General features: G+C 70.5%; 10 protein-coding genes and 1 pseudogene. 2 read left to right on the plus strand and 9 right to left on the minus strand.

All coding sequences use genetic code 11. The features are described from left to right. Positions 1-198 precede the first annotated feature (198 nt). On the minus strand, positions 199-1,569 hold the full coding sequence (locus OHA58_RS10015; RefSeq protein ID WP_405478358.1) for a hypothetical protein: 1,371 nt from the start codon (positions 1,567-1,569) through the stop codon (positions 199-201). A 91-nt stretch (positions 1,570-1,660) separates the two neighbouring features. After that, a complete protein-coding gene (locus OHA58_RS10020; RefSeq protein WP_405478359.1) occupies positions 1,661-4,687 on the minus strand; it encodes a glycoside hydrolase family 3 protein in 3,027 nt (1,008 codons plus the stop codon). A 279-nt stretch (positions 4,688-4,966) separates the two neighbouring features. On the opposite strand from OHA58_RS10020, the pseudogene OHA58_RS10025 reads away from it, so the two are divergent. Further along, positions 4,967-6,445: pseudogene (locus tag OHA58_RS10025) on the plus strand (glycoside hydrolase family 30 protein); the annotation flags it as partial. A gap of 78 nt (positions 6,446-6,523) precedes the next feature. Here the strand turns inward: OHA58_RS10025 and cimA are convergent. From cimA to ureA, 6 genes are all read right to left on the minus strand, one after another. Next, positions 6,524-8,149, minus strand: a complete 1,626-nt coding sequence (gene cimA, locus OHA58_RS10030) for a citramalate synthase (RefSeq protein WP_405478360.1) — start codon at positions 8,147-8,149, stop codon at positions 6,524-6,526. Positions 8,150-8,443: 294 nt separating this feature from the next. Continuing rightward, positions 8,444-9,754: an MFS transporter gene (locus OHA58_RS10035; protein ID WP_405478361.1), complete on the minus strand. Its 1,311-nt coding sequence runs from the start codon at positions 9,752-9,754 to the stop codon at positions 8,444-8,446. A gap of 117 nt (positions 9,755-9,871) precedes the next feature. Continuing rightward, complete coding sequence (locus OHA58_RS10040; protein WP_405484875.1) at positions 9,872-10,420, minus strand: TetR/AcrR family transcriptional regulator; 549 nt, start codon at positions 10,418-10,420, stop codon at positions 9,872-9,874. A gap of 76 nt (positions 10,421-10,496) precedes the next feature. Next, positions 10,497-11,525: an agmatine/peptidylarginine deiminase gene (locus OHA58_RS10045; RefSeq protein WP_405478362.1), complete on the minus strand. Its 1,029-nt coding sequence runs from the start codon at positions 11,523-11,525 to the stop codon at positions 10,497-10,499. Positions 11,526-11,535: 10 nt separating this feature from the next. Then, positions 11,536-13,269, minus strand: coding sequence for an urease subunit alpha (locus tag OHA58_RS10050; protein WP_405478364.1), 1,734 nt, complete (start codon positions 13,267-13,269; stop codon positions 11,536-11,538). Continuing rightward, positions 13,266-13,955, minus strand: coding sequence for an urease subunit gamma (ureA, locus tag OHA58_RS10055; RefSeq protein ID WP_405478366.1), 690 nt, complete (start codon positions 13,953-13,955; stop codon positions 13,266-13,268). Before ureA ends, OHA58_RS10050 begins: the two co-directional genes overlap by 4 nt. Before the next feature lie 225 nt (positions 13,956-14,180). On the opposite strand from ureA, the gene OHA58_RS10060 reads away from it, so the two are divergent. Further along, positions 14,181-15,626 (plus strand): cytosine permease, encoded by a 1,446-nt coding sequence (locus OHA58_RS10060; protein ID WP_405478368.1) that lies wholly within the window; start codon positions 14,181-14,183, stop codon positions 15,624-15,626. 116 nt (positions 15,627-15,742) lie between these two features. Here OHA58_RS10060 and OHA58_RS10065 read toward each other — a convergent pair whose 3' ends face one another. Continuing rightward, the gene (locus OHA58_RS10065; RefSeq protein WP_405478370.1) at positions 15,743-16,849 is read right to left on the minus strand and encodes a branched-chain amino acid aminotransferase; all 1,107 of its coding nucleotides are present in this window, start codon (positions 16,847-16,849) and stop codon (positions 15,743-15,745) included. Positions 16,850-16,956 lie beyond the last annotated feature (107 nt).

Genomic DNA, 16,956 nt, shown 5'->3' on the forward strand with positions numbered 1-16,956 from the left:
GGAAGGGGGCATGCGGAATCTCGCTGCCGCCCCTCCGGGACCGCGCACGGTGTGTACGTGCCGGCTTGCTTCCCGTCTGCGGCGTACTTCTGGGGAAGCGGTTCGTAAGAGTGCGGTCAGGCTAGCCGGGGCACCGGCCTTCGCGCCTCCCCTTTTTTGGACCAGTTTTTGGACCAGTTTTTTGGACCAGCAGAGCGCTCAGAACCCGCCGCCGAAGTCCCCGCCTCCCCCGAAGTCGCCTCCGCCGCCGAAGTCCCCGCCGCCTCCGAAGTCCCCGAAGTCGTTCGAGTCGAAGTCCGCCCCCGAGTAGTCCCCGCCGTCGTATCCGGCTCCCGCGCCGAAGTCGCCGTATCCGGAGCCGTAGTCGGCCGCGTAGGCAGGGCTCGACATCATCGAGCCGAGCAGCGTGCCGAGGAGGAGTCCGGGCAGGATGCCGCCGCCGAAGTAGCCGCCCGCCCAGGGGCCGTAGGCCGGGCCCGCGTCGTAGTAGGGGCGCCGCTCGCCGTAACCCGTGTCGACCGTGCGGACCATGGGTTCGACGCCGTCCTTGAGACGGGTCGCGTCGGCCGCGCAGACGGGGACCTCGCGCTCGGCGCCAGACGGGGGCGACCACAGCGCGTCCGTCACGGAGGGCCCGTGCCGCGGGTCGAAGAAGCAGGGCACCCGGCGCTCGGGCAGCGGCCGGCCCTCGCGGCGCGCGGCCAGCATGGCCAGCGAGAACCGCCCGTCGTCCAGGGCCTGCGTCACCCCGCGCACCTCCTCGGGGCGCTGGGCGGCGGCCATGAACTGTTTCGCCTTCTCGTACGAGTCGAGCGCCCGCTCGTAGTCGGCGCGCATCGTGTCGTCGGCGCCGGGCTCGGCGGGGTGGAAGTCGAGGCGGTCCAGCTCCTCGCCGAACGCCGTGATGTCCTCGTCGACGACCACGCGGAGCTGCTCCAGGGCGGCCCGCTGCTCGTCCTCGCGCTGCCTGCGCCTCCTGCGGGACACCGTGTACGCGGCGGCGCCGCCCGCGACTACGACCGCGCCGATGCCGATCAGGGCGCCGACCGGGGCGCCGCTGTCACCGCCGCCCGCGCCCCACGCAGAGGGCGCAGAGCCGTGCGCGTTACGGACGGCCGTGTCGACGAAGTCGTTGAGCTGGGTGGTGACGTTCTCGCCCTGGACGCTGGTCGTCAGGTTTCTGACCGCGTCCTGGGACATGACCCGGCTGTCGGCCCTGGCGTCGAACTTCTGGCCGAGGCGGACCGCATAGACGCCGGTGACGCCGGTCTTGGTGCGCAGGTCGGTGAACAGGTCCTGCGTGGGGAAGTTCGCGGGCAGCACCGCCACCATGACGGGCTTGTCCGCGTCCTTGATCTTCTTGGTGAGTGCGTCGGCGTCCCCGGCGGACAGCTGCGCGGAGGCGGCCGGGTCGACGTACACGGGGCTCTTCTTAAGAGCGTCGGCCACCGTCGAGACGTCGGAGGCAGCCGCCTGGGCCCCCGGTGTCACCGCCGTCATGGCCCCCAGGGCGAGAAGTGAACCGGACAGGACGGATATCAGGCGCGATGCCCGACGGGTGGGCCTCATACCTCGACGCTAACGCAGGAGGGACCCATATGCCGTATGTACCGCGGGGAGGGGCCCACCGGCTCCGCGGTGGGCCCCTCCCTTCGCCGTCTCACGCGGCGCGGTACGCCTCGGTCAGCTTCGCGACCGCGTCCGCGTAGCGCCCGGACAGGAGCAGGTGGTCCGCGTCGGCGAACGGCTTGGCCACCGCCGGCGTGATGTCCTGCCCCACCTTCTGCTGGACGAGCAGCCGCGCCTTGCCCACCACCGCGCGGCCGGCCTCCGCCGACCCGGCCTTCTGCGCCGCGGCGGCCGCGAGGGCGAGGGCCTTGAGGGTGAGCGTGCCGCCGCCCGGCGGGGTGCGCAGCGTCGTCAGTCCCCAGCCGAAGGGGAACTGCGGGTCGTACGCCGTGTCCCCGACGTTGATCGGCAGCTGGGCCTGCGACCTGGGCCAGGTCACGGGGAGCTGCCCGGTGAAGGGCTTCGCCCCGTACAGGACGTCCGCGACGCCGTCGCCCTCCGTGCCGGGCAGCCAGGACGCGACGAGCGCGTCGATGTCGCCCAGCCGGTCGCCGATGAGCTGCGGGCGGCCGGAGACGATGAGCACCGCGCACTTCATGGCGCCGCACACCTTGTCCACGGCGGCCTGGTCGGCGGGCGTGAGCTCCAGGTCGTTGCCGTTGCCTACGTCGCCGATCCCTTCCGCGTACGGGGTCTCGCCGACCACGACGACGCCCACGTCATAGCCGTCCGTGGGCGCGGAGGCGTCCTTGGAGTAGGAGATGGTGGCCCCGGGCGCGGCCTTCTTCATGCCCTCAAGGACCGTCGTGCCGTCGGTGATCTTTCCGGACGAGCCCTGCCAGGTGACGGTCCAGCCGCCGGTCTGGTTGCCGATGTCGTCGGCGTTGGACCCGGCGACGTACACCTTCTGGCTCTTCTTGAGGGGGAGCACGCCGCCCGCGTTCTTCAGGAGGACCTGGGATTCGGCTGCGGCGGTGCGGGCGACGGCGCGGTGTCCGGCCGAGCCGATGGCGGCGGCCCCGCTCGTGTCGGCATACGGCTTCTCGAAGAGACCCAGTTTGAACTTCTGGGTCAGGATCCGCGAGACCGCGTCGTCGATCCGCTTCTCGCTGATCCGGCCGGCCTTCACCTCGTCGATCAGCGTCGTCCGGAAGTCCTTGTACGCGGACGGAACCATGATCATGTCAAGGCCGGCGTTGACTGACGTACGGACGTCGGACGCGTAGTCGCCGGGGAGCTGGTCGATGGCCTGCCAGTCGCTGATGACGAAGCCGTCGAAGCCCATGCGGTCCTTCAGGACTCCGTTGATCATGGCGGCGTCGGCGTGCATCTTCACCGGGCCCTCGTCGTCGCCGATGATGTCGAGCGACGAGTAGGAGGGCATGACCGTGCCGACCCCACGGTCCACGGCCTCCTGGAACGGCGCGAGGTGCACCGCCTCCAGCTCCTGCCGCGTGACCTTGGTGACGCCCTGGTCGATGGTGTACGAGCCGGTGGTCGACGAGCCGTACTCGGTGCCGCCGTCGCCCACGAAGTGCTTGGCGGTGGCGAGGACCTTGTCGTCCCGGTCGAGGTCCTTACCGTCGCGTGCCCCTTGGAGCCCCTGGACGACCGTCTCCATCTGCTTCACGAGGGCGGGGTCCTCGCCGAAGGACTCGTACGACCGGCCCCAGCGTTCGTCACGCGTGACGCACAGGCAGGGCGCGAAGTCCCAGGGGATGCCGGTGGCGCGGACCTCGGCGGCCGTGACCGCGCCCGCCTTCTCGGCCGTCCCCGGGTCGCGGGTCGCGCCGAGGCCGATGTTGTGCGGCAGGACCGTGGCGCCGACCAGGTTGTTGTGGCCGTGCACCGCGTCCACGCCGTAGATCAGCGGGATCTGGAACCGCGTCGCCTGCGCCCGGAGCTGGAATCCGTCGATCATCTTCGCCCAGGCCGCGGCGGTGTTCGGCGTCGGTGTCGAGCCGCCGCCGGAGAGCAGTGAGCCGAGGTCGTACGCGGCGATGTCGCCGCCCGTGCCGACCGCGTTGCGCTCGGCCTGCGTCATCTGGCCGGCCTTCTCCTCCAGGGACATCCGGGAGAGCAGGTCGGCGACGCGCCGCTTCACCGGGAGCCTGGCGTCGAGGTAGGGCAGGCCGTGGGCGTCGATCACCACCTGCGGGGTCTCGGCGGGCGCCTTGGCGCCGGTGACCGTCAGCTTCAGGGGGATCGTCTCGGCGGGCTCGGCCGCCTTGTCCTTCAGGGTCGGTACGGACACGGTGTGCGTGGCGCCCGAAGCGGTACCGGCCGGGAAGGTGAACTCGCCCTTGACCGGCGTGTAGTCCGTGCCCGCGCCGGCGCTGCCGCCCGCGCTCTCGTACGCGACCGTGACCGGCTCGGCGAGCGGGGCGGAGCCGGTGGTGGCGACGGAGATCCGCACGCCGGCCGTACCGCCCTCCTTCACCGGGTAGACGGCGGAGCTGGTCAGAACCTTCGTGGTCAGGGCGGGGTCGGCCGTGCCGTACAGCTCCACTCCGTCCATGGCGAAGGTGCCGGGCGTGCCGGTGGGCAGCGTGAGCGCGTAGCCCCACATCTCGGTGAGGCCGAGGTTCTGGTCGATGCCGCCGACGGGCTGGTAGTCGGTGCGGTAGGCGAAGTCGGTGAAGGGGATCTCGACCTGGTGCCAGCCGGTCCACTCGTCGGTGAACGAGGTCGTCCACAGCTCGGACGCCTCGCCGTTCGCACCGCCGTCCTTGATCTCGAAGTTGACCCGCTTGCCGGTGTTCTTCCCGTCCCACCAGAAGCGGATGCCCTTGTGCGCGGACCAGTCGTGGCCGGGCTCGTTCGCGGCGAAGTCGTGGGTGAAGCCGCCGTAGCCGCTGATGTCGTACGTCCCGGAGAGGACCTTGTCGCCCTCGGGGGCGTCGTCGCGCGCCGCGAGCTCCAGCTCGGGCGGGTCGTCACTGTCGCCGCCCCAGGTGAAGATGCCCTCCGAGGGCTGGGACGCGAAGGGGACCTCGCCCTCGAAGCGGTCGACGGGCACCGGCGGCGGTTCCTCGGCGCCGGTCGCCGCGCCTGCCGACGCGAGCGGGAGCAGCCCCGTGAGCAGGGCTGCGGAGACAAGCAGGGCGGTTCTTCGCATGGACTTCCCTTCGGCCGGTTCGGGTACGCGCCGCAACCTCTGGGGGTGACGGGAGTCCCTGGTGAAGCTCATGACTTAGCTCACGCCGTGAGTTAACTGGTGCCCCGTGAACCCGTCAAGACTTCACGTCAGAACCGGTGCACAGCCAATTCCCGTCGCCCACAAGGGCAGTTGAGCATTCAGTTTCTGAACGCGCGCCCCCTTGACTCCCGTTCGCAGCCGTCATTTACTCACGCCTCGCACGCCCCATCTCCTCACCCCCACGAAGGGCGGCGCACCATGAGAACCCCCGTACAACTCCGTTCGGGTCCGCGCCGGGCGGCCCGGCTGCTCGCCGCAGGGCTGCTCACGACCGCGGGCCTGACCGGGCTCGTGGCCTCCCCCGCGCAGGCCGCGGGCGAGCCGGTCACGGCCTGGCTGACCACGACGGACGACGCCGGCGGACGCCATGTCGTCCGCGGTCTCGAACAGCAGGCCCCGTTCGCCTTCCAGGCGGGCACGGGCGGCGGTGGCGAGAACATCACCGTCGACGAGAACACCCGCTACCAGACGTTCACCGGCGGCGGCGCCTCGTTCACGGACACCGCGGCCTGGCTGATGAACAGCAGCGGCGCCCTGTCACCGGCCACGCGCGACGCCACGATGCGCAAGCTGTTCTCCCCCACCGACGGCATCGGCCTGTCGTTCCTGCGCAACCCGATGGGCGGCTCGGACCTGGCGCGTTACGGCTACACGTTCGACGACGTGCCCGCCGGGCAGACCGATCCCGACCTCTCCGAGTTCTCCGTCGCCCACGACCTCGCGGACGTCCTGCCCCTCACGAAGCAGGCCCGCCAGCTCAACCCGAAGGTCACCGTGATGGCCTCCCCGTGGACCGCGCCCGCCTGGATGAAGGACAGCGGACAGCTCAACGGCGGCTGGCTGAAAGCCGAGGACTACGGCACCTACGCCTCGTACTTCGTGAAGTACCTCCAGGCGTACCGGGACCAGGGCGTCCCGGTCGACTACGTCAGCGCGCAGAACGAGCCGACGTGCTGCGGGGGCTACCCCTCGATGAGCTGGAACGCCTCGGGGCTCGCCTACTTCACCAAGAGCGAGCTGCTGCCGAAGCTGGCGGCCGCCGGCCTGACCACCAAGGTCCTCGCGCACGACTGGAACTGGGACACCTACGACGGCTACGCGGCGCAGACCGTGGACGACGCGGCGGTGCGCGCACACCCGAACTTCGGCGGGATCGCGTGGCACGGCTACGGCGGCGACGTCGCCAAGCAGAGCAGCATCCATGACCGCTACCCCCAGCTCGACGCCTTCGGGACCGAGCACTCGGGCGGCACGTGGATCGCCGACCAGCAGCGCGAGGACATGCTCAACATCGTGGACTACACCCGCAACTGGGCGAAGTCGGTGACCAAGTGGTCGCTCGCCGTGGACCAGAACATGGGCCCGCACAACGGCGGCTGTGGCACCTGCACGGGGCTCGTGACCGTGCACAACGGTGACGGGCGCAGCGGACAGGTGGACTACACCGTCGAGTACTACACGATGGGCCATCTGACGAAGTTCGTCCGGCCGGGCGCCCAGCGCATCGCCTCGACCGGCAGCTCGGCCGTGCCGAACGTCGCCTGGCGCAATCCGGACGGCTCGAAGGCGCTCATCGCGTACAACGGCGGCACGTCCGCGAAGACGGTGACCGTCAACTGGGGCGGGCAGCACGCCACTTACTCGCTGCCCGCGAAGACCTCGGCGACGTTCACCTGGTAGCAATCCGGTAGCCGGGGCAACGGAAAGCCGGAGGGGCCGACCACGGCCCCTCCGGCGTCCGCGCATGTGCTGTCTCTACTCGACCGGCTCGACCCCGGCCCGCAGAAGCCCGTACGTGTAGGCGTCCTCGAGGGCGCCCCACGACGCGGCGATGACGTTCTCGGCGACGCCGACGGTGGACCACTCGCCCGCGCCGTCGCTCGTGGAGATCAGGACGCGGGTCGTGGAGGACGTGCCGTGCTTGCCCTCCAGGATGCGGACCTTGTAGTCGACGAGCTCCAGCTTGGCGAGCTGCGGGTAGATCCGCTCCAGGCCGACGCGCAGGGCGCGGTCGAGGGCGTTGACCGGGCCGTTGCCCTCGGCCGTGGCGACGATGCGCTCGCCCTTGGCCCACAGCTTCACGGTCGCCTCGTTGGCGTGGCTGCCGTCGGGGCGGTCCTCGACGATCGCCCGCCACGACTCGACGCGGAAGTAGCGCCGGGCGCGGCCCTCGGCCTCCTCGCGCAGAAGGAGTTCGAAGGAGGCGTCGGCCGCCTCGTACGTGTAGCCCTGGAGCTCGCGCTCCTTGACACGCTCCACGACGCGGCCGACGAGCTCGCGGTCGTCGGAGATGTCGACGCCGAGCTCCTTGCCCTTGAGCTCGATGGACGCGCGGCCCGCCATGTCGGAGACGAGCATGCGGATGCGGTTGCCGACCAGGTCCGGGTCGATGTGCTGGTAGAGGTCCGGGTCGACCTTGATCGCCGAGGCGTGCAGACCCGCCTTGTGGGCGAACGCGGAAACACCCACGTACGGCTGATGCGTGGAGGGCGTGAGGTTGACGACCTCGGCAATAGCGTGGGAGATGCGGGTCATCTCGCGCAGCGCGCCCTCGGGGAGGACCTTCTTGCCGTACTTCAGCTCCAGGGCGGCGACGACCGGGAAGAGGTTGGAGTTGCCGACGCGCTCGCCGTAGCCGTTGGCCGTGCACTGGACGTGGGTCGCGCCCGCGTCGACGGCGGCGAGGGTGTTGGCGACGGCGCAGCCGGTGTCGTCCTGGGCGTGGATGCCGAGGCGGGCCCCCGTGTCGGCGAGGACCGTGGCGGTGATCGCCTGGACCTGGGCGGGCAGCATGCCGCCGTTCGTGTCGCACAGGACGACCACGTCGGCGCCCGCCTCGTGCGCGGCCGTGACGACGGCCTTGGCGTACGTGGGGTTGGCGCGGTAGCCGTCGAAGAAGTGCTCGCAGTCGACGAAGACGCGGCGGCTCTGCTCGCGCAGGTAGGTGACGGTGTCGCGGACCATCTCGAGGTTCTCCTCGAGGGTGGTGCGCAGGGCAAGTTCGACATGGCGGTCGTGCGACTTGGCGACGATGGTGACGACCGAGGCGCCGGACTCGACGAGGGCCTTGACCTGCGGGTCCTCGGAGGCCTTGGCGCCGGCGCGGCGGGTGGCGCCGAACGCGACGAGCTCCGCGTGCTTGAAGTCGATCTCCTGCTGAGCGCGGGCGAAGAACTCGGTGTCGCGGGGGTTGGCGCCCGGCCAGCCGCCCTCGATGAAGCCCACGCCGAAGTCGTCCAGGTGCCGGGCGATGGTCAGCTTGTCCGCGACGGTCAGATTGATGCCCTCACGCTGAGCGCCGTCGCGCAGCGTGGTGTCGAAGACGTGGAAGTCGTCGTCGACGCGGGAAGCGGGGTAATGGTCGTCGGTTGCGTCCGTCATGCTGATCTGGCTCCTGTGTCGGATCTCGGTCTACCGGAATGACCGGCTCCACCGTCCCCCTATGATCCCTCGCGCTCCGGCCCTGGCTTGTGGTGGGCCAGGAAACGAAAAAACCCCTCGCGGGTGCGAGAGGTCTGCGCGCGGGTCGAGACGACGATGTCCGCCCGTACGTGGTCGTACGTGGCGGTCACTGCGGACCGGCGCGCCTGCTGCCAATAATCATGGCGAACGAGAGCACGCACGCAGTGTGCCACAGCCCGGACAGGGCCCGGACTGTGGTCTCACGATGTGGGCTCAGGCCACGCCGGCCGGCCGCGCCTCGGGCGCCGGGTCCGCGACCCGGTTCAGGTCGATGTCCTTCGTCTCGCGCATCGTCAGATAGACGATCAGCGACACGGCGGCGCACCCGGCGACGTACCAGTAGAAGCCCGACTCCAGGCCCGCGTCCTTGAACCACAGGGCCACGTACTCCGCCGTGCCGCCGAAGAGCGCGTTGGCGATGGCGTACGGGAGGGCGACGCCGAGGGCGCGGATGCCGGTCGGGAACAGCTCGGCCTTCACGCACGCGTTGATCGACGTGTAGCCGGTGACGACGACGAGGGCGAGCAGGGCGAGGCCGAGGGCCGGCCAGAAGGAGCCCGCGTGCTTCAGCATCGTCATGATCGGCACGGTCAGGAAGGTGGAGCCGACCGCGAAGGTGATCAGGAGCGGGCGGCGGCCGATCCGGTCCGAGAGCCGGCCCGCGAGCGGCTGGATACAGGCGAAGACGATCAGCGCGCAGAACGAGACGAGCGTCGCGGTCTCCTTGCTCAGACCGGCGGAGTTCGAGAGGTACTTGGTGAGGTACGTCGTGTACGTGTAGTACGCGACGGTGCCGCCCATCGTCAGGGCCATCACGAGGAACGCCTCGCGCCGGTGCGCCCACAGGGCCTTGAGGGTGCCCTTCTGGTCGGCGCCCGCGTCGTCGGCGGACTCCTCGTAGACGTCGGTCTCCAGCATGTTGCGCCGCAGGTAGAAGATGATCGCGGCGCCGAGCGCGCCGATGATGAACGGAACGCGCCAGCCCCAGCTGTGCAGCGCGTCGTCGGACAGGGTGCGCTGGAGGACGATCTGGAGGCCGAGGCCCACGATCTGACCCGCGGTCATGGAGACGTACTGGAAGCTGGACGCGAAGCCGCGGCGGCTCGGGTCGGACGCCTCGGTGAGGTAGGTGGCGCTGGCCGCGTACTCGCCGCCGACCGAGAGGCCCTGCAGAAGGCGGGCGATGAGCAGGACGACGGCGCCGCCGTACCCGGCGACCGCGTAGGTGGGCGCGATCGCGATGAGGACGGCGGACGCCGACATCAGCGTGACGGTCAGGGTGAGCGCCGCTTTACGGCCCTTGCGGTCCCCCACCCTGCCCAGCAGCCAGCCGCCCACGGGCCGCATGAAGAAGCCGACGGCGAAGATGCCGGCGGTGTTCATCAGCTGTGCCGTGGGGTTTCCGTCGGGGAAGAAGGCTCCCGCGAAGTACGTGGCGAAGCTCGCGTACACGAACCAGTCGAACCACTCGACCATGTTCCCGGCCGACCCGACCAGGATCTTCTTCCATTGCTCTCGTCCCATGGGCGGCCACGGTGCCGGAATGCTTCGCTCCATGACAAGGGTGTAACGCGCAACGATCATGCGTACTTGCGTTCATAGTGTTCATGGAACGTCAGCGGATGCGGCGCGCACGAAGGGCTACGCGGGGTTCTTGGCCAGTGCCTCGTCCAGGAACTCCCGTACGTGGGACAGGATCTGGGCCCGGTCCGTGCCGCGCAGGCCGATCGCGACATGGATGGAGAAGCCGTCGAGCAGCGCCCGCAGCCGGGACGCGAACCGGTCGGGGTCGAGCGGCGGGAGCTCGCCGCGCGAGGTGCCCTCGGCGAGCAGCGCGACGAGGTCGCGGTGCCAGGCCAGCTCGATCGCGGCCTGCCGCTCGCGCGCGTCGCCGTCGGCGTTCTGCGAGCGGTTCCAGACCTCCAGCCACAGTGTCCAGTGCGGGTCGCCCTCCGCGTCGGGGACATACAGGTCGACGTACGCGTCGAGACGCTCGCGGACCGTGCCGCCGCCGGAGAGCAGCCGGGCCCGCTCCGCGCCGAGGCGGCCCTCGCTCCACTCCAGGGTCCGCAGGAGCAGCTCGTCCTTCGAACCGAAGTAGTAGAGGAGGTGGCCGCTGCTCATGCCGACCTCGCGGCCGAGCGCGGCCATGGTGAGCTTCTCCAGGCCGCGCTCGGCGATCATCTCCATGGCTGCGGCGAGGACCTCTTCGCGCGGAGGGGCGTTCTTCCGGCGGGCCTGGGCCACGGGGACTCCTGCGGGTGTTTCAGTCTGCGGGCGTGATCTTCGGTTGCTGCTGGGTGATGCAGTGGATGCCACCGCCCCCGGCGAAGATCGTACGGGCGTCCACGAGCTGGACGGTCCTGCCCGGGAAAAGCCGGCGGAAGATCCCGGCCGCGACCTCGTCGTTCGGGTCGTCGAAGGAGCACAGGACGACGCCGTCGTTGCACAGGTAGTGGTTGATGTACGAGTAGTCGACCCAGCCCTCGTCGTCCTTGAGGACGGTCGGCGCGGGGACCTCGACGACCTCCAGGGGCCGGCCCTTGGCGTCCGTCTCGCCCTTGAGCTGGGCGATGAGCTGCTTGCTCAGCTCGTGGTCGGGGTGGGCGGGGTCCTGCTGCGAGTGGACCAGGACGACGCCGGGCGCGGCGAACGCGGCGACGATGTCGACGTGGCCTCGGGTGCCGTAGACGCCGTAGTCGCCGGTGAGGCCGCGCGGCAGCCAGATCGCCTTGGTGGTGCCGATCCTGGCGTGGATCTCCTGCTCGACCTCGGCCTTGGTGCGGCCCGGGTTGCGGTCGGGGTCGAGCTGCACGGTCTCGGTGAGGAGCACGGTGCCCTCGCCGTCGACGTGGATGCCGCCGCCCTCGTTGACGAGGGAGGAGGAGTGGACGGGAACGCCGGCGAGGTCCGCGATGTGGCGGGCTATCTTCGCGTCGTGCTCCCAGACGGCCCAGTCCTGGGCGCCCCAGCCGTTGAACGTCCAGTCCACGGCGGCGAGTTGGCCGTCTCTGACGACGAACGTGGGGCCGATGTCGCGCATCCACGCGTCGTCGAGGTCACGCTCGACGAGCTCGATGTCGTCGCCGAGGAGCGCGCGGGCCGAGTCGCTCTGGCCCGAGGCGACGATCACGGTCACCGGCTCGAAGCGGCGCACGGCGCGGGCGACGGACGCCCAGGCCTCGCGCGCCTCGGCCAGCTCCTCGTCGTTGGTGAAGGTCGGGTTGGGGCTCGGCCAGGCCATCCAGGTGCGCTCGTGCGGGGCCCACTCCGGGGGCATGTGGAAGCTGCTCATGAGCGGGTCCTCACAGGAAGTAGAGACGGTTCAGGGAGACGGAGTCGGCCGGTTCGGAGCGGACCGGGTCGCCGTCGAGCGTGACGAGTCCGGTGGCCTGGTCGACGTCGATGGAGCCGGTGCGCGAGTTGAGGCGCAGGTCGGCGGGGCCGATGCCGCGGGTGCCGCGGACGGCGACGCGGCGGCGGCGGGTGGGCATCTTGTCGTTGCCCTGATCGAGGGCGGCCTGGGCGACGAAGGCGACGGAGATGTCCGCCGCGGTCGCGCCGTGCGCCCCGAACTGCGGCCCCAGGACGAGGGGTTCGCAGGTGTCGGTGGCCGCGTTCGGGTCGCCGACGACGCCGTACGCGGGGAAGCCGGACTTCAGGACGAGCTGCGGCTTCGCGCCGAAGAACTCGGGGCGCCACAGCACGATGTCGGCGAGCTTGCCGGCCTCGATGGAGCCGACCTCGTGGGAGAGGCCGTGCGCGATGGCGGGGTTGATGGTCAGCTTCGCCATGTAGCGCAGGACGCGCGCGTTGTCGTCGTACTCGCCGTCGCCCTCCATCGGGCCGAGTTCGGCCTTCATCTTCCCGGCCATGGCGAACGTACGGCGCACCGTCTCGCCCGCGCGGCCCATGCCTTGCGCGTCCGAGGACGTGATGCCGATGGCGCCCAGGTCGTGCAGGACATCCTCCGCGCCCATCGTCCCGGCGCGGATCCGGTCGCGGGCCATGGCGGCGTCGCCCGGCAGGTCGGTCTTCAGGTCGTGGACCGAGACGATCATGCCGTAGTGCTCGGCGACGGCGTCGCGGCCGAACGGCAGCGTGGGGTTGGTGGACGACCCGATGACGTTCGGGACGCCCGCCATCTTCAGGACGTTCGGTACGTGCCCGCCGCCGCAGCCCTCGATGTGGAAGGCGTGGATGGTGCGCCCGTCGAGCACCCGCAGGGTGTCCTCGACGGACAGGCACTCGTTCAGGCCGTCGCTGTGCAGGGCGACCTGGACGTCGTGCTCCTCGGCGACGCGCAGCGCGGTGTCGAGGGCGCGGGTGTGGGCGCCCATGTCCTCGTGGACCTTGAAGCCGGACGCGCCGCCCTCGGCGAGCGCCTCGATCAGCGGGGCGTCGTGCGAGGACGAGCCCCGGCCGAGGAAGCCGATGTTGACGGGCCAGGCGTCGAAGGCGTTGAAGGCGTGGCGCAGCGCCCAGGGCGAGTTGACGCCCACGCCCCACACGGGCCCGAACTCCTGGCCGATGATCGTGGTCACGCCGGAGGCGAGCGAGGCCTCCATGATGCGCGGCGACAGCAGGTGTACGTGGGTGTCGACGGCGCCCGCGGTGGCGATGAGGCCCTCGCCGGACACGATGGACGTGCCGGTGCCGACGACGACGTCGACCCCGTCGAGGGTGTCCGGGTTGCCGGCGCGCCCTATGGCGTGGATCCGTCCCTCGCGGATGCCGATGGAGACCTTCCTGATCCCCTGCACGGCGTCGATCACGAGGACGTTGCTGATCACGACGTCGCAGGTCTCGCGGACGGCGGCGGCCTTGAGGTGCAGTCCGTCGCGGGCCGTCTTGCCGAACCCGGCGAGGAACTCGTCGCCGTACGCCTGCGCGTCGGACTCGACGCGGACGGTCAGGCCCGAGTCGCCGAGGCGGACGCGGTCACCGGCGCGCGGGCCGTGCGTGGCGGCGTACGCGTGCGGGTCGATGTGCCGGCTGCCCGGCGCGCAGTGGTCGCTGTGCTTGGTGGGCCTGCTCATGCGCCCGTTCCCTTCGCTCCGAGATATCCGCAGGCGGCTGCCCTGCGCAGGGCCTCCTCCTTGGCGCCCGGCGCGTCCAGCGGGCCGTCGACGAGCCCGGCGAAGCCGATCGCGACGCGCGCGCCGCCGATGGGCACGAGGCCCACCTCGGCGCTCTCCCCCGGCCCGAACCGCACCGACGACCCGGCGGGGACGGCGAGCCGCATGCCGTACGCGGCCGCGCGGTCGAAGTCGAGCCGCGGGTTGGCCTCGAAGAAGTGGAAGTGGGAGGTGACGGAGACGGGGACGCTCGACGTGTTGGTCGCCGTGACCGTCACCGTGGCCGGCGGGTCGCTGTGCTCGGGGCCCGGGAGCAGCGCGCCCGGCGCCTCGTCGCCCAGCGATGAGCCGATCGGGTCGCTGACCACGGCGAGCCGGGACCCGTCGTCGAAGACGGCCTCGACGTGCACCTCCGTCACGACGTCGGAGACGCCGGGGAGCACATCGTCGGGGCCGAGGACGGAGCGCGCCGCCTCGATGGCCTCGGCGAGCCGCCGGCCGTCCCTGGCCGCCTCGCACACCGTGTCCGCGATCAGGGCCGTCGCCTCGGGGACATTAAGCCGCAGGCCCCGTGCCTTCCGGGCCCTGGCCAGCTCCGCGGCGCCGAACAGCAGCAGCCGGTCGCGTTCCGTGGGGGTCAGACGCACGCCGCCACACCTCCGTGTCCTTAAGTCGTTGCCTGAAGCCGTCCCGTTCACTGTCCGTCGCTTTCGACGACCAGCCGTTATCACTGGACGAGCTTCGATTTAGAGCATCACTCTAACAATCGATTTCATACTCGTGAAGTGTTGACGCGAGTTGACGTGTCAGTCACATTAAAGCGTCATTGAACGACGCTCTAACCCGTGACTCGCCCCCAGGAGAGCAGGCATATGCCGATCGAAACGCGCGGTGTCGACACCGTCCCGGACGAAGAACGCACCAGTCGCCCACGGGACTTGATGAGCATCCTCCTCGGCTCCAACCTCGCGCTCGGCGTGATCATCTTCGGCGCGCTGCCGGTGACGTTCGGTCTCGGATGGTGGGACTCCTTCACGGCACTGGTCACCGGCACCATCGTCGGCAGCATCCTCGTGGCGCCGCTCTCCCTGGTCTCCCTGCGCACCGCGACCAACCTCTCCACCAGCAGTGGCGCGGCCTTCGGCGTCCGGGGCCGGCTCCTCGGCTCGATCATCGGTCTGCTGCTCTCCCTCGGCTACACCGCGCTGACCCTCTGGGTCGGCGGTGACTCGGTGGTCGGCGCCCTGCACCGCGTCATCGGGCTCCCCGCGAACGGCGTGACCACCGGGGTCGTCTACGCCGTGCTGGCCTTCGCCACCGCCTTCGGCGCCGTGTTCGGCTTCAAGCTCCTGCTCCGTATGAGCCGCGTGCTGGCCATCGGCATGACGATCCTGCTGGTCCTGGGCGTGGTCGCCTACGCACCCCACTTCACCACCGCCGCGCCCGACCCGAGCGGCTACGCGCTGGGCGGCTTCTGGCCGACCTGGATCCTCTCCGCCGTCGCCGCCGGTCTCAGCGGTCCGATCGCGTTCATCACCCTGCTCGGCGACTACACCCGCTACATCTCGCCCAGGCGCCACAGCAGCAAGGCCGTCTACCTGTGCACCTACGCCGGCCTGATGCTCGGACTGCTGATCCCGCAGCTGTTCGGTACGTTCAGCGCCATCGCGGTGCACGCCGACGACTGGGCCGTGGGCCTCGTCGCCATGGCCCCGGGCTGGTACCTGATCCCGCTGGTGCTCGCCGCCTCCGCCGGCTCCGTCGGCAACGCCGGCCTGATGCTCTACAGCATGGGTCTGGACATGGACGCGATCCTGCCGAGGGCGAGCCGCACCCAGTGCACCTACGTCATCGCCGGCGCCTCCACCGTCCTCGTCTACGCCGGCCACTACCTGTGGAACGCGGCGGACGCCATGACCGCGTTCGTGCTGATCCTGACCGCCCTCGGCACCCCGTGGGCCGTGATCACCCTGCTCAACCACTTCCGCTGCAAGGGTGCGTACGACTCCGAGTCCCTCCAGGTCTACAACCGCGGCGCCGTCGGTGGCATCTACTGGTTCCAGGCCGGCTGGAACGTCCGCGCCGCCCTCGCCTGGGCGATCGGCGCGGTCGTCGGTGTCCTCTGCGTCGACGCCACCCCGACCTACACCGGGCCCCTGGTCGCATACACGGGTGGCATCGACTTCAGCTTCCTGCTGTCCGCCACCATCACGACCCTCGCCTACCTGACGCTGAACATCGGGCAGAAGCCCCCCGCTGTCCCGGCCTCCACCGAGGCGGCGAAGGCGGAGGAGGAGCCCGTAGCGGCCCCCGCCTGACGCCCGGGCAACCAAGAAAAAACGAACCCGGCAACTGGACGTTGCCGGGTCATTCGTTTTCACCGCGACGGCGCCGGGGCGTGCCCGCCGGACCGACCGGCGGGGGGCGACCAGGCTCAGCCGAGCCGGTGCATCCAGCCGTGCTGGTCCTCGGTCGTGCCGCGCTGGATGTCGAGCAGCGCCTCACGCAGCTTCAGCGTGACCTTGCCGGGCTCGCCGCCCGACTGCTGCCACTCGGCGCCAGCGCGCTTGACGGTGCCGACGGGCGTGATGACCGCCGCGGTGCCGCAGGCGAAGACCTCGGTCAGCGTGCCGTTCTCGGTGTCGGCCTGCCACTGGTCGATGGAGACGCGGCCCTCGACGGACTCGTAGCCCAGGTCGCGGGCGACCGAGAGGAGCGAGTCACGGGTGACGCCCGCGAGGAGCGAGCCGGTCAGCTCGGGGGTGACGATCACAGGCTTTTCATTGGACTCGGCGCCGTACACGAAGTACAGGTTCATGCCGCCCAGTTCCTCGACCCACTTGTGCTCGACGGCGTCGAGGTAGGCGACCTGGTCGCAGCCCTCGGCGGCGGCCTCGGCCTGGGCGAGGAGGGACGCCGCGTAGTTGCCGCCGGTCTTGGCGTCACCCATGCCGCCGGGGACGGCGCGCACGCGGTCCTCGGACAGCCAGATCGACACCGGCTTGACGCCACCGGCGAAGTAGGCGCCCGCGGGCGAGGCGATCACGATGAAGAGGTACTCGTTGGCGGGCTTCACGCCCAGGCCGACCTCGGTCGCGATCATGAAGGGGCGCAGGTAGAGGGACTCCTCGCCGCCGTGCGCCGGGACCCACGCGATGTCCTGCCGGACCAGCGCGTCGCACGCCTCGATGAACGTCTCGACCGGCAGCTCGGGCATGGCCAGGCGGCGCGCCGAGGCCTGGAAGCGCTTGGCGTTCATCTCGGGGCGGAAGGTGGCGACGGTGCCGTCGGGCCGGCGGTAGGCCTTGAGGCCCTCGAAGATCTCCTGCGCGTAGTGCAGGACGTTCGTCGCCGGGTCGAGGGAGAGCGGTCCGTAGGGCACGAGCTGCCCGTCGTGCCAGCCGCGGCCCTCGGTCCACCGGATCGTCACCATGTGGTCGGTGAAGTGGCGGCCGAATCCCGGGTTGGCCAGGATCGCCTCGCGCTCCGCGCCGGACAGCGGGGTCGAGGAGGGCTTGAGCTCGATCGTGGGCGTCGTCATGGTTGCGTGTCCTTCACCGGTTGTGTGTGACGGACCGCTTTTCACGCTCGCGCAGCTGGAAGCACGAACTTCCCGACTACTTGGTCGTCCGAGCTTTTGCGTTCACC

The organism is Streptomyces sp. NBC_00009 (assembly GCF_045040855.1).
GTDB lineage: Bacteria > Actinomycetota > Actinomycetes > Streptomycetales > Streptomycetaceae > Streptomyces > Streptomyces aureus.

Coding starts and splice junctions, on each gene's coding strand:
- OHA58_RS10015 (WP_405478358.1), bottom strand. CDS start 1,569: ATGAGGCCCACCCGTCGGGCATCGCGCCTGATATCCGTCCTGTCCGGT.
- OHA58_RS10020 (WP_405478359.1), bottom strand. CDS start 4,687: ATGCGAAGAACCGCCCTGCTTGTCTCCGCAGCCCTGCTCACGGGGCTG.
- cimA (WP_405478360.1), bottom strand. CDS start 8,149: ATGACGGACGCAACCGACGACCATTACCCCGCTTCCCGCGTCGACGAC.
- OHA58_RS10035 (WP_405478361.1), bottom strand. CDS start 9,754: ATGGGACGAGAGCAATGGAAGAAGATCCTGGTCGGGTCGGCCGGGAAC.
- OHA58_RS10040 (WP_405484875.1), bottom strand. CDS start 10,420: ATGGAGATGATCGCCGAGCGCGGCCTGGAGAAGCTCACCATGGCCGCG.
- OHA58_RS10045 (WP_405478362.1), bottom strand. CDS start 11,525: ATGAGCAGCTTCCACATGCCCCCGGAGTGGGCCCCGCACGAGCGCACC.
- OHA58_RS10050 (WP_405478364.1), bottom strand. CDS start 13,269: ATGAGCAGGCCCACCAAGCACAGCGACCACTGCGCGCCGGGCAGCCGG.
- OHA58_RS10060 (WP_405478368.1), top strand. CDS start 14,181: ATGCCGATCGAAACGCGCGGTGTCGACACCGTCCCGGACGAAGAACGC.
- OHA58_RS10065 (WP_405478370.1), bottom strand. CDS start 16,849: ATGACGACGCCCACGATCGAGCTCAAGCCCTCCTCGACCCCGCTGTCC.